Below are 15,041 nucleotides of genomic sequence, written 5' to 3'. Positions count from 1 at the left end.
ATCCGGCACATCAGCTGTGCCACGGAGGCCATAGTGTCCAGCCTGCTCAATCAGTCGGCCGGCCTCGTCGCGTTCGTGCGGGCGGTGGAAGCCGGCTCCTTCAGCGCGGCGGCGCGCAACACGGGCACCACGCCGTCGGCGATCTCGAAGGCGATCCGGCGGCTGGAAGCCGAACTCGGCGCGCAGCTGTTCCGTCGATCGACGCGCACACTTGGCCTCACTCCGGATGGGCAGGCGTTCTTTGATCGCGTCGCGTCACCGGTACGCGACATCGAGGAATCGGCCGATGCGATCCGTTCCGGGGGTGGCGTCCATGGTCGCCTGCGCGTAAGCATGCCCAGCGAGCTCGGGCGTCTGCTGATGGAGCCGATCACCACGAAGTTCATGGCGCTGCATCCGCAGCTGGAACTGGACCTGGCACTGTCGGATCGCCACGTCGACGTGATCGGCGAGGGGTACGACGTGGTGTTCCGCGTGGGCACCACCGTGGAGAGCGAGCTGAAGATGCGGACGCTCGCCCGGCTGGAGATGTCGCTGGTGGCAGCTCCGGCATTGCTGCGGAAGACAGGCATGCCACGCTCCATCCGGGAACTGCGCGAACTGCCATTTGTCCGCTACCTGCTTGCCGGCAGGACACTGCCGCTCACGTTCGCGGACGGCAGCACGATCACGCCGCGGGGCCGCATCGGCCTGGACACGGGTTTCGGATTGCGCGCAGCCGCGCTCAGCGGTATGGGCGTCGCCCATTTGATGACGTGCACAGTGCAGGCGGATCTCGATCGCGGCGACCTGATCCAGCTCATGCGCAATCAGCGCCTGACCTCGCTGCCGCTGCTGTCACTGCACGCCTTCGGCAAGCTCACGCCTTCCAGGGTCAGGCTACTCACGGACTTTGTCGCGCAGGAGATCGGGCAACTCATCGCGACATGAAGGGCGCATCGAAGAGGATCGCCCTGATTGTTCCGCACCCTGTCGCGGTCCGTCAATCGGCCCTGCGCCATCTTCCCGTAGTCATGACGAAGCTTCGCCACGATGCACGTCTTGGGTATTGGTTCCGCGCATGGAACACGGCGAACACACGTCCATGGCTTCCGACGCCGCGGCCGCAACCCTAAAGTGATCTCAACAGGGCTGCATCCCCGGTTCGTCGAATGGCCCTGTCACGGAATCGAGAAAGGAGCCAAACATGTTCCCACTGCTCAACAGTTTGAAAGCGATGACGCTGAGGCCGACATTCGCAGCTTTCGACGTTCGTGATCCCGACGATGTGACCGATGCGATCAACCAGCCCACCATCGACATCGATGAGAACGGCTCGCCGGTCACTTTGCCGGCAGCCGAATGGCTGATCTGCTTTGTCCCGGGCCTGTATCCGCAGTGGTGGCATCGTTTCGCCCACAAGAAGCACAAACACGTGTTCGCCATCCGCAAACTCGACGACAACAGCTGGTTGCTGGTTGAGCCATGGTGGACCCGCCTGATGGTCAACGTCCTCACGTTCGAGGAAGCGGGCAGGTTCCTGCGCTGGGGCGCAACCGGTCATGTCCTCAAGGTACGGGAGGCAATTCCGGGCCGGGGCACGCAGCTGCGCGGATGGTCGAACTGCGCGGTGCTGATGGCCTTTCTGCTCGGCAGGTCGTACTGGGCCTGGACGCCGCAAGGCCTTTATCGGCGGCTCCTGAAGGACACCAGCGTGGAGACGGTGGATCCTGGCCAGCTTCTGAGCGAACCGTTCCGTGCCATCGGCAACAGGACCGACTTCGCACTGAAGTTGTCGATCGCCAGTCAACAAGCATCGCCGGAACAGGCCTTGTCGCTTAGGGAATCGGCCTGACCCGCGCTCGCGGCGGGCTGCCATGTACCCACCACCTCTCTGCACGCGAGCGAGAACCTCATGAGCCGTCTGGTCGTGGTTTCCAATCGGGTGGCCCTTCCCGGCGAGAATCGCGCCGGCGGAATGGCCATCTGTCTGCTCGCTGCGCTGCATGCACGAGGTGGCGTGTGGTTCGGCTGGAGCGGAAAGATCACGTCGGAGCCAAACGGTGAACTCCATCATCAGCGCACCGGGAACATCCGCTTCGTGACCACGAACCTTTCCCAGCGCGATCATGACGATTATTACAACGGCTTTTCCAATCGCACGCTGTGGCCGTTGCTGCACTCACGTGTCGACCTGGTCGATTGCGATCGGAAAAGCCGTGACGGCTATTTGCGCGTGAACCGGATGTTCGCCGGGAAGCTGGCACCGTTGCTGCGCGACAACGACACGTTGTGGATCCACGACTACCACCTGATTCCGCTGGCATCGATGCTCCGCGAGTTGGGCATCGGCTGCAGGATCGGCTTCTTTTTGCACGTACCGATGCCGTCGGCTGACCTGGTCCAGGCCTTGCCGGATCACCGCCGGCTGATCTGCCTTCTCCACGCGTGCGATCTGGTGGGCTTCCAGACCCAGGGTGATGTCGAGCGCTTCCGGACCTATGCACTACTGTTTGGCGGGTGCGCAGAAGCTGGCCCCACCGAATTGCGGGCCGCCGATGGCCACGGCTTTCGCATTGGTGCCTTTCCAATCGGCATCGATACCGAGCTGATCGCCCATCAAGCCGCCGAGGCCACCCGCAAACCCGTCGTACGCGCCCTCGGCAAGAGCGTGATGCCGCGGCAACTGGCCATCGGCGTTGACCGCCTGGACTACTCCAAGGGATTGCCTGAGCGCTTCCAGAGCTTCCAGCGCTACCTGGAACGCCACCCCACGCGGAAGGGCAAGCTGACCTTTCTACAGATAGCTCCCCTCTCGCGTTGCGAAGTGACCGAATACCAGACACTGCGCAGCCAGCTGGAACAGATTGCGGGCCACCTCAACGGCAGCCATGCGGAACCCGACTGGACGCCTTTGCGTTACGTCAATCGCAACTTCACCCACGACACCTTGGCCGGCTTCTACCGCATGGCACGCGTTGCCCTGGTAACGCCACTGCGTGATGGCATGAACCTGGTGGCGAAGGAATTTGTCGCCGCTCAGGACGGGAAGAATCCCGGGGTGCTTGTGCTATCGGCCTTTGCAGGAGCCGCCTGCGAAATGAAGGAGTCACTGATCGTCAACCCGCTGGACCTGGACGACGTCGCCGATGCCATCGTCACTGCATCGGACATGCCGCTCGGTGAACGCGTGGAACGCTGGCATGTGTTGATCAATCGATTGCGGGAGAACGACACGGGCAAATGGCAGAGAGGCTTCCTGCACGCGCTGGAAACAGCCGGATCACCCATCCCTGCGCCGACGTCCCCTCGCGTCGTACGGTGATGCGCGCGGTTGCAGACTGACCCGGCGTACTCCAGCACCACGCTGTTCACACGCCACAGGTGGATCATGCCCCGACTATTGCGGCCGAAGTTCACAGCTCGATGATGCCCCGTCGCGCCGCCACCGTGACCGCATGCGTACGATCCGCGACATCAAGCTTGGAGAAGATGTTCTTCAGGTGCCCCTTGATCGTCTCTTCGGACAAGCCAAGCTCCGACGCCACCTGTTTGTTCGCCTTTCCGATCGCCACCAGCCGCAGGATCGAGGTTTCACGTTCGGTAAGCGCTTCGTCGACCACATGCAGCGCAATCTCATCGGCAATGTCGCGCTGCACCCGGCGCTGGCCGCGATGGACGTCACGAATTGCATCCATCAGTTCGACCCGCAGGCTGTTCTTGAGCAGATACCCGACCGCACCCGCCTTCAATGCGCGCACTGCCTGCGCGTCACCGCTGTAGGTGGTCAGCACAATGATTCTGGCGCCAGGACATTCGGCCCGGATCGCGGCGATCGCGTCAACGCCATTCATTCCAGGCATCTGCAGATCCATCAGCGTCACGTCCGGGCGCAGCGCGCGAAAACGCTCGACCGCCTCTTCCCCGTTGCGCGCCTCACCCGCCAACTCCATGTCGAGCTGGTTCTCCAGGATGGCTGCCACCCCGTCCCGCAGGACGGGATGGTCATCGACAACGAGAATTCGGATCTTCTGGTCACTCATCGATCGGGTTCCTTCGCCTTGGCCACGGCAGCCAGACCAGATGGTGTGGCCTGCGCCTCACGAAAGCCAGTCTTGCCGGGAGGGTGAGCGTGATCTCGGAGCCCATGCCGCGTCTGCTGCTGATCGTCATGACTCCCCCGATCTTCTCGGCGCGTTCGCGCATGCCGATCATGCCGAAGTGCCCGTCGCGGTGTCCGAGCGCCAGTACCTCGGGGGAGATGCCGATGCCGTCATCCCGTGTGCGTATGGCCAGGTGTCGGCGCTCGAAGCCAATCGCGACTTCGGCAGACGAGGCACCAGCGTGATTGGCGATGTTGAGAAGCGCCTCGCGCACTATTCTCTTGATTTCCGCAGCGACCAGTGGATGCAGCAGCCGCGGCTTTCCTTCGACCACGATGCGAACGGGGATGGGCGGATCGAACGGTACGTCAGCGACAAGCTGCTCGATCAGCATGCATAGGTCACTCGGGTCTTCCGCGCCACGCAGGTCCCGCACGCGGTTTCTGGCATCGACCACGACGTCGTCGGCCGCCGCCAGCGCCATCTCGAGTTGCACCCGCGATTTTTCGTCACCGGCAATCCGGTCCGCAGTTGCCTGAAAACGAAGCATCAATCCCTGGACGCCCTGCAGCAGAGTGTCATGCAGCTCTCGTGCAATGCGCTCGCGCTCCTTGACCCGCTCATTCAGCGTGCCATGGATACGGCGGCTGATCTGGGCCACTCGCAGCCGATACAGGACCCATAGTACGAAGACTGCCAGCACGGAGCAGAACAACAGAAACCACGTCGACTGGATGAAGGTGGGCGGTATCTCGAAGTCCAGCGATGCGCCAGCCCTGTTCCAGACGCCGTTGTTGTTGGCGGCGATGACGCGGAACGTGTATTTGCCGGGCGGCAGGTTGGTATAGAACGCCTGCCGTCGCGCATCGGGGTCGACCCAGTCCTGGTCAAAACCCTCAAGCTTGTACCGCACACTGACACGGCCAGGATCGGCGAAGCTCAGCGCTGCGAAATCCAGCTGGACATTGGCCGCCGCCGCAGGCAATTCCAGCCCTCCGGGATCCCGGTGCATGTGCCCATCGACGGTGATCGACTTGATCGCAACCCCCGGAGGCAGCTCGTTGCGGACAATGTGAGCGGGGTCCATCCACAGCGTCCCCGTCTCCGTCGCGACCCACAGGCGCCCATCGCCGCCGCGCACCATGGAACGTTGAGAATGCGAATGCGGGCGGCTTCTCAGACCGTCGCCAAAGCCGAGCGACAGCTGCGGCGTCGGGAATTTCCCGTCGCGGAATGCACGCTCAAGCTCGCCGGACCGAAAGCGGACCAGCGACTTGGGATAGGCGAGCCAGGTATCACCTTCCGCCGTTCGCACCATCCCGTTGATGCGGCTCCTCGCCGACACCGGCTCCGCCCGGAGCGTTTCAACCTCCCCCGCGCGGAACCGCGACAGTCCGAAGGCGCCGGCGGCACGGACATCGTCTGCATTCGAGCAGAGCGTGAGGACCTTGATCGGGCCCAGCCCGAAGTCGAGATGCGTGAAGTGTCGGCCGGAATGATCGATCCAGACCAGCCTGTCTCCGGTCTGGACAACGACGCCTCCCTGTGGCGTTCGGACCATGGAGGTCGGATAGAAGTCGGCACGATCGCCTGGCGCCAGCACTGCCTCCCATGTGCCGTTGCTGTATCGGTGCACGCCTCCCCCGGCCGCGGAGATCCAGAAGTCGCCGCTCCCATCAAAGGCACAATCGTAGATGACGTTGTGACTGGCGTCCCGATCAGGGCGTTCGATCGTCTTGCGGACAGCGCCGTCGGCCCACACCACGATCTGCTTCGAAAAACCAATCCAGATCGCCCCGCCCGGGGCCTCGCAAAGACTCTCGGGCTCCACGACATGGCGCAGGATCGGCTCGGGCACTCCGCCGGGCTTGACGCGATAGACGGTGCGCGCCTGGCCGATGTAGACGCTGCCATCGGACGCAGCAAGCAGTTTGTCGCCAAAGACCGCGGGAGACCCGAGCGACGGCTCGGCGACCAGGGTGGCGGGGCGGAACTTGTCGAGGCCACCTTCGGTTCCCACCCATACATTTCCCTCCCGGTCCTCCAGAATCTGGTTCGTCACATCCGAGGACAAGCCGTCCCGGCTGGTGAAGGATTCGGGCTCATTGCCGCCACCGCCGGGCGTAGCTGCCGGCACCGCGAAGCGCCGCACGCCGTTATGGCGGGTCGCGATCCAGAGATTTCCTTCCCGGTCGAACAGCGGCGCTCCCCGGGTATCTCCGTCGCCAGTGCGATAGGGTGCGCGCAACGATACCGGTGCGCCCTGCCCGCCCGGTCCGGTAATGGGATAACTCTTGCCACCCTCCGTGAGCCAGATCCGCCCATCCGGGTCCTGCGACAGCATGGCTGGGGACGTCCGGCGATAGATCTCGAACCGCTCGGCGCCCGGTGCCAGTCGCGCGACTGCATCGCTGCATGCGATCCAGATCGCGCCATCGACCGCCACCAGCATGTTCGCGGAATTGCTCAGCGGAAGACCATCGGCCGCGTTGAACGTTCTCCATCGCCCGTCGCGGTAACGGAGCACTTCCGCATTGAAATTCGCTGTCAGCGCCCATACCGAGCCATCTAACCCTTCCACCATCTCGACGATCCGGCTCGGGGCAGGTGGGCCATCCAGGATGTGAAGCGTGCCCAGTCGATAGACTCCGAAACGGTACGAGGTTTCGAAATTGGTCCAGACGTCGCCGCTTTTCGTCACCAGCAGCGCGCTTGGCAGGTCGTTCTTCCGGTCACTGCCTTCCGCTTCGATCCGTTCGAAGCGGATCCCGTCGAAGCGGAACAGCCCTTCGCCCGTTGCAAGCCAAAGGAAGCCGTCCCTTCCCTGCGCCATGGCCTGCACGGGTACCGGCGCCTCGCTTCCCTCGATCCAGCGCTGGTGAGAATAGTGCGCAAGGGAGCGAGGCTCTTCCGCAGCCGTCATCAGGGGTAGCGTGGCCAAGACTGCGAACAAAAAGGTTTTGAATAGCCACATCGCTTCGATCGATCCCCGGCCTCGCCCGGCGAGCCAGCCTTGCCATCCACCTGATGGGCGACGGATATCCTACCCTCGATCGGGGGGATCACACCTCCCTCGACAGGGGCCTCGCGAACAACCGATATGGCGATATCTTCGCGGCATGAGCAATTACGCATGCCGTTACCCTGATGGTGCCGCCGGGCTGGCCTTGCTGCTGGTACGCACGGGTTATGCCTTTGTCGCTTTTGGTATCGCGGCAATGCTGCCAATTGGCCTTCTCGACACCAGCATCCTTTACCTGGCCGCCGCGTTGGTGGCCCTGCTCCTGTTGCTCGGGCTGGCAACACCATGGGCCGCCCTGCTTCTCGGCTCGGGTGTTGCCGTCGTTCTGACCGCGGTCGGTCCAACTCAGCAACTGCTCCTTGCCGGGCATGTCGGCTGCTGTGCGGCGATCGCGCTGATCGGCCCCGGCGCGTTCTCGATCGATGCCCGGCGCTACGGCCGTCGAGTCATCCACATCAAGACCCACACCCCGGATCGAGGGGCCGACGACTGACCTGACATGGGATATCGCAGAAGGGACATTGCTGCCAGCCTGACACAACCGCACGGACCAGAATGAGTCTTGCCATGCCCAATATCCCGTCGCCACCGTGGCTGTCCGAATCCGACCACCAGGATCTCCTGGCATCCAGCCTTACGGCCAGCTATGCCGGCGTGATCGCCTTCCTCACCGTAGCCAACGAAGGCAGTTTTTCCCGTGCTGCCGACAGGCTGGGGATTGGCCGATCGGCGGTGAGCCGTAGCGTGCAGAAGCTCGAGGGCCAGATCGGCACCCGCCTGTTCTGCCGTACCACGCGCGCCACATCGATCACTCGCGAAGGCGAGCTGTTCTACCGTAACTGCCGTCCCGGGGTCGATCGAATCCTGCAGGCACTCGAAGAGATGCGCGATCTGCGCGATGGCCCTCCGCGCGGACGGTTGAAGGTCAGCGCTCCCCACGGATTTGGCCGCAAGGTTGTCGCGCCGCTGATGGCCGAATTTCGCACACGTTACCCCGCGGTGACGCTTGAGTTGCTGCTCGAGGATGGCATGGTGGACCTGGCAAGCGACGGCTTCGATGTCGCCTTCCGTGACGGCCGTCTGGACGACAGCCAGATCATCGCCAAGCAACTGATCCCGATGCAACTGCATGTCTGCGCGTCGCCCAAGTACGCACGCCAGCATGGTTTGCCGCATTCGATCGATGAGGTGGCCTCCCACTCATGCATCAACCAGCGTCTTGCCAATGGCCGGCTGCAGAGCTGGGATTTCAAGATCGACGGCCAGCAGCGCAGCATCACACCGAACGGGGCCATCGTTGTCAATGACTCGTCACTTGCCATGCGGGCGGTGCTTGATGGCCAGGGCTTGGCCCAACTGCCGGCATACCAGGCGAGCGAAGCGCTGCGCGACGGCACACTGGTGGCCTGTCTGGCACACCTCGCACCTGACGACCGCGGGCACTACCTGTGCTACCTGAGCCGGCAGCAGTTGCCCAAGCGGATCCGGGCATTCATCGACTTCGTGACCACCAGCATACGGGCGTTAGACCTCTGCAGCATCGAACTGGAGGTGCACCGTGCCAAGCCGACCCTGGCCGCCAGCGTCGCCGCCCTGTCATGATCCTACCGGATCGACGAAACCTGTCGATGCTCGCTACGCCCTGCCACCGTGAAAGCAGGACATCATTGCGGATATCCATGGACTCAACGAGTCATGAGTGCATGGTGATTGCAGCAGCGATATCGACCCAGCCGGGAGGCCGGCGCAGCATCACGTTGATTGCCGATGCCGCCTGGCAAGCACGTCCGCCATATCCGCCAGTGATAACCCGCGGGCCCGCAACGCCACGGTGAGATGAAACACCAGGTCCGCAGCTTCGCCCAGCAACTCGTCATCTCCCTGCGCCACGGCGGCCAGCGCCGTCTCGACACCCTCCTCGCCCACCTTCTGCGCGATGCGGCGAATGCCGCCGTCGAATAGCCTGGTGGTGTAGCTGCCTTCGGGGCGCTCGGCGTGCCTCTGCGCCACCAATGCATCGAGTTCGGCGAGAAAGCCCAGCGGCGGGCGCACGTCGGCGCTGTCGCCGAAGCAGCTGGAGGTGCCGGTGTGGCAGGTGGGGCCGCGTGGGTCGGCCTGGATCAGCAAGGTGTCGGCGTCGCAGTCGATGCGGATGGATTTCAGCACGAGCACGTGACCCGAGCTTTCGCCCTTGGTCCACAGCCGCTGCTTGCTGCGGCTGTGGAAGGTGACGTGGCCGCTGCGCTGCGTTTCGGCCAGCGCCGCGGCCGTCATGTAGCCCAGCATCAGCACTTCGCCGGTGAACCAGTGCTGCACGATCGCCGGCAGCAGGCCATCGCCCTTGGCCCAGTCGAGGCGGCTGGTATCGGTATTATCGCTCATCATTGCTTCCTCACAGGCGCACCACTACGCCACATTCGTGCAGGTAGTGCTTGAGTGCGGGGATCGCGATGGCGCCGGAGTGGAACACGCTGGCGGCCAGCGCGCCGTCGACGTCGGCATCAACGAAGGCATCGCGAAAATGTTCCGGCGCGCCGGCGCCACCGGAGGCGATCAGCGGCACGTGGCAGATTGCCCGGGCGACGGAGAGTTGTTCGAGGTCGTAACCCGCGCGCACGCCGTCGCTGCCCATGCAGTTCAGCACGATCTCGCCCGCACCGCGCTGCTGTGCCTCGACCATCCAGTCCAGCGTGCGGCGTGCCAGCGCCTGGGTTTTCGTGGGGTCGCCGGTGTACTGGCGCACGCGCCATTCACCATCGGCGTCGCGCAACGAGTCGATGCCGACCACCACACACTGCACGCCGAACGCGGCAGCCAGTTCGTCGATCAGCGCGGGGCGTTCCAGCGCGGGCGAGTTCACCGAGATCTTGTCGGCGCCCGCGTGCAGCACGGCGCGGGCCTCGTCGACCGAGCGGATGCCGCCGGCGACGCAGAACGGAATGTCGATCACGCGGGCAACCTTCTCGACCCAGCCGCGATCCACGCTGCGCCCTTCGGGGCTGGCGGTGATGTCGTAGAACACCAGTTCGTCGGCGCCTTCGTCGCGATAGCGCAGCGCGAGATCCACGATCTCACCCATCACCACGTGATCGCGGAAGCGCACGCCCTTGACCACCTGGCCATCGCGCACGTCGAGGCAGGGGATGATGCGGCGACTCAGCATGCGAGTGCTTCCTCGACCGTGAAGCGTCCTTCCAGCAGCGCGCGGCCGAGAATCACGCCACATGCGCCGGCTTCGCGCGCCGCGCGGATGTCGTCCAGCGAACGCACGCCGCCGGAAGCCTGCACCGCCAGCGACGGAACGGACTCGGCAAGATGGCGATAGAGATCGAGATTGAAACCGGCCAGCATGCCGTCGCGGTCGATGTCGGTGCACAGCAGGTGGCGCGCACCGCGGGCGGCATACCACGGCGCCAGTTCGTCCAGCGTACGCGCCTCGACTTCGGTCCAGCCCGCGCTGGGCAGCGCCCAGCGTCCGTCGACATGGCGCGTGTCCAGCGCGAGGGTCAGGCGTTCCGTGCCGTATTTGGCCAGCCATCCGGCGACGCGTTCGGGATCGCGGATCGCCACGCTGCCCAGCACCACGCGCTGCACGCCGGCATCGAACAGTCGCTGCAGATCGGCTTCCTCGCGCGCGCCGCCGCCGGCCTGGATCGCCATGCCGTCGGCAGCGATCGACGCGATCACCGCGAGATTGTCGAGCCGGCCCGAGCGCGCACCGTCCAGGTCGACCAGGTGCAGCCATGCTGCGCCGGCCTGCGCGTAGCGCTTTGCCAGCTCGCGCGGATCGGCCGCGTAAGTCGTCTGCTGCGCATAGTCGCCCTGCTTCAGGCGCACCACCTGGCCGCCGCGCAGGTCGATGGCGGGAATGATGTCGAAACTCATAGGTCGAGGAAATTCTGCAGGAGCTTCGCGCCGACGGCGGCGGAGCGCTCGGGGTGGAATTGCATGCCGTGGAAATTGTCGCGGGCGATCACTGCGGAGAACGGCTCGCCGTAATCACTGTCGGCCAGCGTCCATTCCCCCGTCGGCACGGCGTAGCTGTGCACGAAGTAGGCCTGCTCGCCGTCGTCGAGCCCGGCCAGCAGCGGATGTTTCCGCCGGATCGACAACGCGTTCCAGCCCATGTGCGGCACGCGCAGGCCGGGCGCTTCGACGAAGCGTCGAACCGGCGCGGGAATCACCCCGAGGCATGCGGTATCGCCCTCCTCCGAATGCGCGCACAGCAACTGCATGCCCAGGCACACGCCGAGCACCGGCTGGGTCAACCCGCGCAAAACCTCGACCAGGCCCAGCTCGCGCAACCGCGCCATGCCGGGGCCAGCCGCGCCGACGCCGGGCAGGATCACCTTGTCGGCGGAGCGGATCGTCGCCGCGTCGGAAGTCAGCGCGGCGTCCACGCCGAGCCGCTGCAACGCATAGCGCACCGAACCGATATTGGTGCCGCCCGCGTCGACCAGCACCACGCTCATTACAGCGCACCCTTGGTGCTGGGCAGCTCGCTGCCTTCGCGGCGCAGCGCCTGGCGCAAGCTGCGCGCCACCACCTTGAAGCAGGCCTCGACCATGTGATGCGCGTTGTCGCCGCGCACGCTCAGGTGCAGGTTTGCGCCCAGCGTTTCGCACAGCGAGCGGAAGAAATGCGGCACCAGCTCGGTCGGCACCTCGCCCACGCGCTCGCGGGGGAAACTGCCTTCAAACACGAAATAGGGACGGCCGGACAGATCCAGCGCCGCGCTGGCTTGCGCTTCGTCCATCGGCAGGGTGAAGCCGTAACGGCCGATGCCGCGCTTGTCGCCCAGCGCCTGCTTCAGCGCCTGGCCCAGCGCCAGTGCGCAGTCCTCAATGGTGTGGTGTTCGTCAATGTGGGTGTCGCCAGCGCAGGCCAGCTCCAGCGCGAAGCCGCCGTGCTTGCCGATCTGTTCCAGCATGTGGTCGAAGAAGCCCAGGCCGGTATGTGCCTTCGGTTCGGCCACGCGATCGAGATCCACGCTGACCGTGATGCGGGTTTCCTTCGTGTTGCGCACCACCGTGGCGGTACGCGGCGCGTCGAGCAGTTCGTGGGCCAGCGCTTCCCAGCTCACTCCGAGCGGCCCCACGCGACAACCGCGCACGCCGAGATTGGCGGCGAACTGCAGGTCGGTCTCGCGATCGCCAACCATCGCCGAGGCGGCCCGGCTCCAGCTGTCATCGGCCAGGTAATGCCGGGCCAGGCCGATGCCGGGCTTGCGCGTGTCCAGGCCTTCGTGCGGGAAACTGCGGTCGATCAGCACCTCGCGGAAGCGGATGCCTTGCGAGGCGAGGATGCCCAGCAGCAAGTCATGCGGCCCGTTGAAATCGGCTTCGGGGAAACTGTCGGTGCCCAGACCATCCTGGTTGGTGACCATCACCAATTCGTAGCCGGCGGCCACGAAACGCTGCAACGCGGCGATCACGCCCGGCAGCAAGGCCAGCTTCGCGTAGCTGTCGATCTGCTCGTCGGCTGGCTCCTCGATCAGGCAGCCGTCACGGTCGACGAAGAGGAACTTTGTCTGCTTCATGCCGCTCCCCCGGAAAGATCCCGGCCTTGCGTCGCCGCACCCTCCAGGACGGCGAGCATCCGGTCGTTCTCGGCCGGCGTGCCGATGGTGATGCGCAAGGCGTCACCCAGCTTCGGATAGCGCCGCACGTCGCGCACCACCACACCGGCGGCCAGCAGGCGCTGGTAGATCGCGCCGGCGTCGTCGAAGCGCACGGCGAGGAAGTTCGCCTGTGACGGCAGCACGCCGCGCACGCAGGGCAGCGCGGCCAGCGTGCCGCGCACCCGTTCGTGTTCGTTGCGCAGCACGGCCAGGTGTTCGCGCGCCTGCGCCTGCCCCGCTTCGGAAAGCGCCGCCATCGCGGCAGCCACGCACGGCAGCGGCAGCGGGTATGGCGGCATGATCCGGCGCAGCAGCGCGATCACTTCGGGATTGGCCAGCAGGCAGCCGATGCGTGCACCGGCCAGCGCCCAGGCCTTGGACAAGGTGCGCAGCACGGCGAGGCCTTCGTAACGATCGATGAGATCGGCCACGCTGCGCTCGAAGGCAAATTCGATGTACGCCTCGTCCACCACCAGCAAGGCGCGCCCGTCGAGCTGCTGCAGCAGACGCTCGACATCCTCGCGTGGCACGCACTGGCCACTGGGATTGTTCGGCGTGCAGACGAAAATCAGCTTCACCGCGGGTGTGACGGCAGCGAGCACCGCATCCACGTCCAGCGTGAAGTCATCCGCCAGCGCCACCTCGATCACTGCCGCGTTCTGGATGCGGGCGCAGACGCCGTACATGCCGAAAGTGGGCGGCTGGATCAGGATCGCGTCCTCGCCTGCACGGCAGAACCCGCGAATCAGCAGGTCGATGGCTTCGTCGCTGCCCCGGCCGACCAGCAGTTGCTCGTGGCGCACGCCGTACAGGGCGGCCAGGGTCGCGACCAGCGCCGCCGGCTGCGGTTCCGGGTAGCGATTGCAGCCCAGGCCATCGTCGCCCGGCGGCGGCCAGGCCGATTCATTCGCGTTGAGGAAAACCTGTCCGCCGCTGGCCTCCATGCGCGCCGAGGAATACGGCTGCATCGCGCGGATCTCCGGCCGGGCCAGCTCGAGCACGCTCATGCCAAGGCCTCCAGTCGCAGGGTCACGGCGCGGCGGTGCGCCTCCAGTTGCTCGGCCGCCGCCAGCGTCGCGGTGCACGGGCCGATCTGGCGCAGGCCGTCGGCAGACACTTCCTGCACGCTGATCTGCTTCTGGAAACTGGCCACCGACACGCCGCTGTAGCTGCGCGCGTGGCCGTACGTGGGCAGCACGTGGTTGCTGCCGCTGCAGTAGTCGCCGACGGACTCGGGCGTCCACTGGCCGAGGAAGATCGAGCCGGCGCTGTCGACGCCTTCGAGCAGTTCGCGCGGCTCGGCGACCTGCAGGATCAGGTGTTCGGGTGCGTAGCGGTTGCTGACCTCGACCGCCTGCACCAGCGATTCGACCAGGACCAGCCGGCTCTGCGCCAGCGCCTGTCGCGCAATGTCGGCGCGCGGCAAGTCGGCGCATTGCCGCTCGACTTCCGCCGCCGCCCTGGCCAGCAGATCGGCCGACGGGCTGAGCAGGATCACCTGCGAATCCGGCCCGTGCTCGGCCTGCGACAACAGGTCGGCGGCGACGAACGCCGGGTTGGCCGCCGCGTCGGCAATCACCAGCACCTCGGACGGACCGGCCGGCATGTCGATCGCCGCACCGTCGGGATCGATCGACACCTGCAACTTCGCCTCGGTCACCCACGCATTGCCCGGCCCGAACAGCTTGTCGCATCGGGGCACGCTGTCGGTACCGTAGGCCATCGCGGCGATCGCCTGGGCGCCACCGAGCTTGAATACCTTGTGCACGCCGGTGAGCCGGGCCGCGTACAGCACCGCCTCGTCGCAACGGCCGTCGGCGCGTGCCGGCGAACACAACACCACCTCGCGACATCCGGCGATCTGCGCCGGAACGCCCAGCATCAGCGCGGTCGAGGGCAGCGGCGCGCTGCCGGCCGGCACGTACAGGCCGACCCGGCCGACCGGGCGCAGCATCCGTTCCACCCGCACGCCCGGCGCGGTGTCGACGGCCACCGGCTGGAGTGCGCTGGCGCGATGGAACAGCTCGATGCGCCCGGCCGCCTCGCGAATCGCCGCCTTCAACGCGGGATTGAGCGCGGCCTCGGCGACGGCGAACTCAGCCTCGTCCACGGCGATCGCGTCCAGCGCGCAGCGATCGTATTGCGCGCTGAACTCGCGCAACGCGGCATCGCCACGCGCGCGCACGGCAGCGATGATCTGCCCGACGCCGTGACGCAAGGCTTCCGCACGCGATTGCGCCGGCCGCGCCAGCGCCTCGCCACGGGCGACTTCATCCAGTGCGTTCCAGTCGAGGCGCTTCATGTCAGCTCGCTCTTC

The 15,041-nt window shown here is 65.6% G+C and carries 14 protein-coding genes; 5 read left to right on the top strand and 9 right to left on the bottom strand.

Going from position 1 to position 15,041, the window contains the following annotated elements:
* Positions 1-33 precede the first annotated feature (33 nt).
* The 3 genes from ASD82_RS15775 to ASD82_RS15765 all read left to right on the top strand — a co-directional run bounded on the left by ASD82_RS15775 (position 34) and on the right by ASD82_RS15765 (position 3,304).
* Entirely contained in the window at positions 34-930 is an 897-nt protein-coding gene (locus ASD82_RS15775; RefSeq protein WP_056718754.1) for a LysR family transcriptional regulator, read from the top strand.
* A 256-nt stretch (positions 931-1,186) separates the two neighbouring features.
* The gene (locus ASD82_RS15770; RefSeq protein WP_056718753.1) at positions 1,187-1,834 is read left to right on the top strand and encodes a hypothetical protein; all 648 of its coding nucleotides are present in this window, start codon (positions 1,187-1,189) and stop codon (positions 1,832-1,834) included.
* A gap of 60 nt (positions 1,835-1,894) precedes the next feature.
* The gene (locus ASD82_RS15765) at positions 1,895-3,304 is read left to right on the top strand and encodes a trehalose-6-phosphate synthase (protein ID WP_056718752.1); all 1,410 of its coding nucleotides are present in this window, start codon (positions 1,895-1,897) and stop codon (positions 3,302-3,304) included.
* Between the two features lie 91 nt (positions 3,305-3,395).
* On the opposite strand, the gene ASD82_RS15760 is transcribed toward ASD82_RS15765, so the two are convergent.
* Together ASD82_RS15760 and ASD82_RS15755 are read right to left on the bottom strand one after the other, a co-directional pair.
* Positions 3,396-4,022, bottom strand: a complete 627-nt coding sequence (locus ASD82_RS15760; RefSeq protein ID WP_056718751.1) for a response regulator transcription factor — start codon at positions 4,020-4,022, stop codon at positions 3,396-3,398.
* Positions 4,015-7,056 (bottom strand): sensor histidine kinase, encoded by a 3,042-nt coding sequence (locus ASD82_RS15755; protein ID WP_056718750.1) that lies wholly within the window; start codon positions 7,054-7,056, stop codon positions 4,015-4,017. The genes ASD82_RS15760 and ASD82_RS15755 overlap by 8 nt, the downstream gene beginning before the upstream one ends.
* Positions 7,057-7,201: 145 nt before the next feature.
* Here ASD82_RS15755 and ASD82_RS15750 point away from each other — a divergent pair, with 145 nt between their 5' ends.
* Both ASD82_RS15750 and ASD82_RS15745 read left to right on the top strand, forming a co-directional pair.
* Complete coding sequence (locus tag ASD82_RS15750) at positions 7,202-7,597, top strand: hypothetical protein (protein WP_056718749.1); 396 nt, start codon at positions 7,202-7,204, stop codon at positions 7,595-7,597.
* Between the two features lie 74 nt (positions 7,598-7,671).
* Complete coding sequence (locus ASD82_RS15745; protein WP_056719140.1) at positions 7,672-8,706, top strand: LysR family transcriptional regulator; 1,035 nt, start codon at positions 7,672-7,674, stop codon at positions 8,704-8,706.
* A gap of 150 nt (positions 8,707-8,856) precedes the next feature.
* Here ASD82_RS15745 and hisIE read toward each other — a convergent pair whose 3' ends face one another.
* From hisIE to hisD, 7 genes are read right to left on the bottom strand one after another with little or no spacing between them, the layout of a single operon-like run.
* Positions 8,857-9,486: a bifunctional phosphoribosyl-AMP cyclohydrolase/phosphoribosyl-ATP diphosphatase HisIE gene (hisIE, locus tag ASD82_RS15740; RefSeq protein ID WP_082542745.1), complete on the bottom strand. Its 630-nt coding sequence runs from the start codon at positions 9,484-9,486 to the stop codon at positions 8,857-8,859.
* Positions 9,487-9,496: 10 nt separating this feature from the next.
* The gene (gene hisF / locus ASD82_RS15735; protein WP_056718747.1) at positions 9,497-10,267 is read right to left on the bottom strand and encodes an imidazole glycerol phosphate synthase subunit HisF; all 771 of its coding nucleotides are present in this window, start codon (positions 10,265-10,267) and stop codon (positions 9,497-9,499) included.
* Positions 10,261-10,989 (bottom strand): 1-(5-phosphoribosyl)-5-[(5-phosphoribosylamino)methylideneamino]imidazole-4-carboxamide isomerase, encoded by a 729-nt coding sequence (gene hisA, locus ASD82_RS15730; RefSeq protein ID WP_056718746.1) that lies wholly within the window; start codon positions 10,987-10,989, stop codon positions 10,261-10,263. The genes hisF and hisA overlap by 7 nt, the downstream gene beginning before the upstream one ends.
* The gene (gene hisH, locus ASD82_RS15725) at positions 10,986-11,576 is read right to left on the bottom strand and encodes an imidazole glycerol phosphate synthase subunit HisH (protein WP_056718745.1); all 591 of its coding nucleotides are present in this window, start codon (positions 11,574-11,576) and stop codon (positions 10,986-10,988) included. The genes hisA and hisH overlap by 4 nt, the downstream gene beginning before the upstream one ends.
* Positions 11,576-12,643, bottom strand: coding sequence for a bifunctional histidinol-phosphatase/imidazoleglycerol-phosphate dehydratase HisB (gene hisB, locus ASD82_RS15720; protein WP_056718744.1), 1,068 nt, complete (start codon positions 12,641-12,643; stop codon positions 11,576-11,578). Before hisB ends, hisH begins: the two co-directional genes overlap by 1 nt.
* Entirely contained in the window at positions 12,640-13,731 is a 1,092-nt protein-coding gene (gene hisC, locus ASD82_RS15715) for a histidinol-phosphate transaminase (RefSeq protein ID WP_056718743.1), read from the bottom strand. Before hisC ends, hisB begins: the two co-directional genes overlap by 4 nt.
* The gene (gene hisD / locus ASD82_RS15710; protein ID WP_056718742.1) at positions 13,728-15,026 is read right to left on the bottom strand and encodes a histidinol dehydrogenase; all 1,299 of its coding nucleotides are present in this window, start codon (positions 15,024-15,026) and stop codon (positions 13,728-13,730) included. Before hisD ends, hisC begins: the two co-directional genes overlap by 4 nt.
* Positions 15,027-15,041: the final 15 nt, after the last annotated feature.

It is taken from the genome of Rhodanobacter sp. Root179, from assembly GCF_001428465.1.
GTDB lineage: Bacteria > Pseudomonadota > Gammaproteobacteria > Xanthomonadales > Rhodanobacteraceae > Rhodanobacter.
This window is presented reverse-complemented; position numbering and strand designations above follow the sequence as displayed.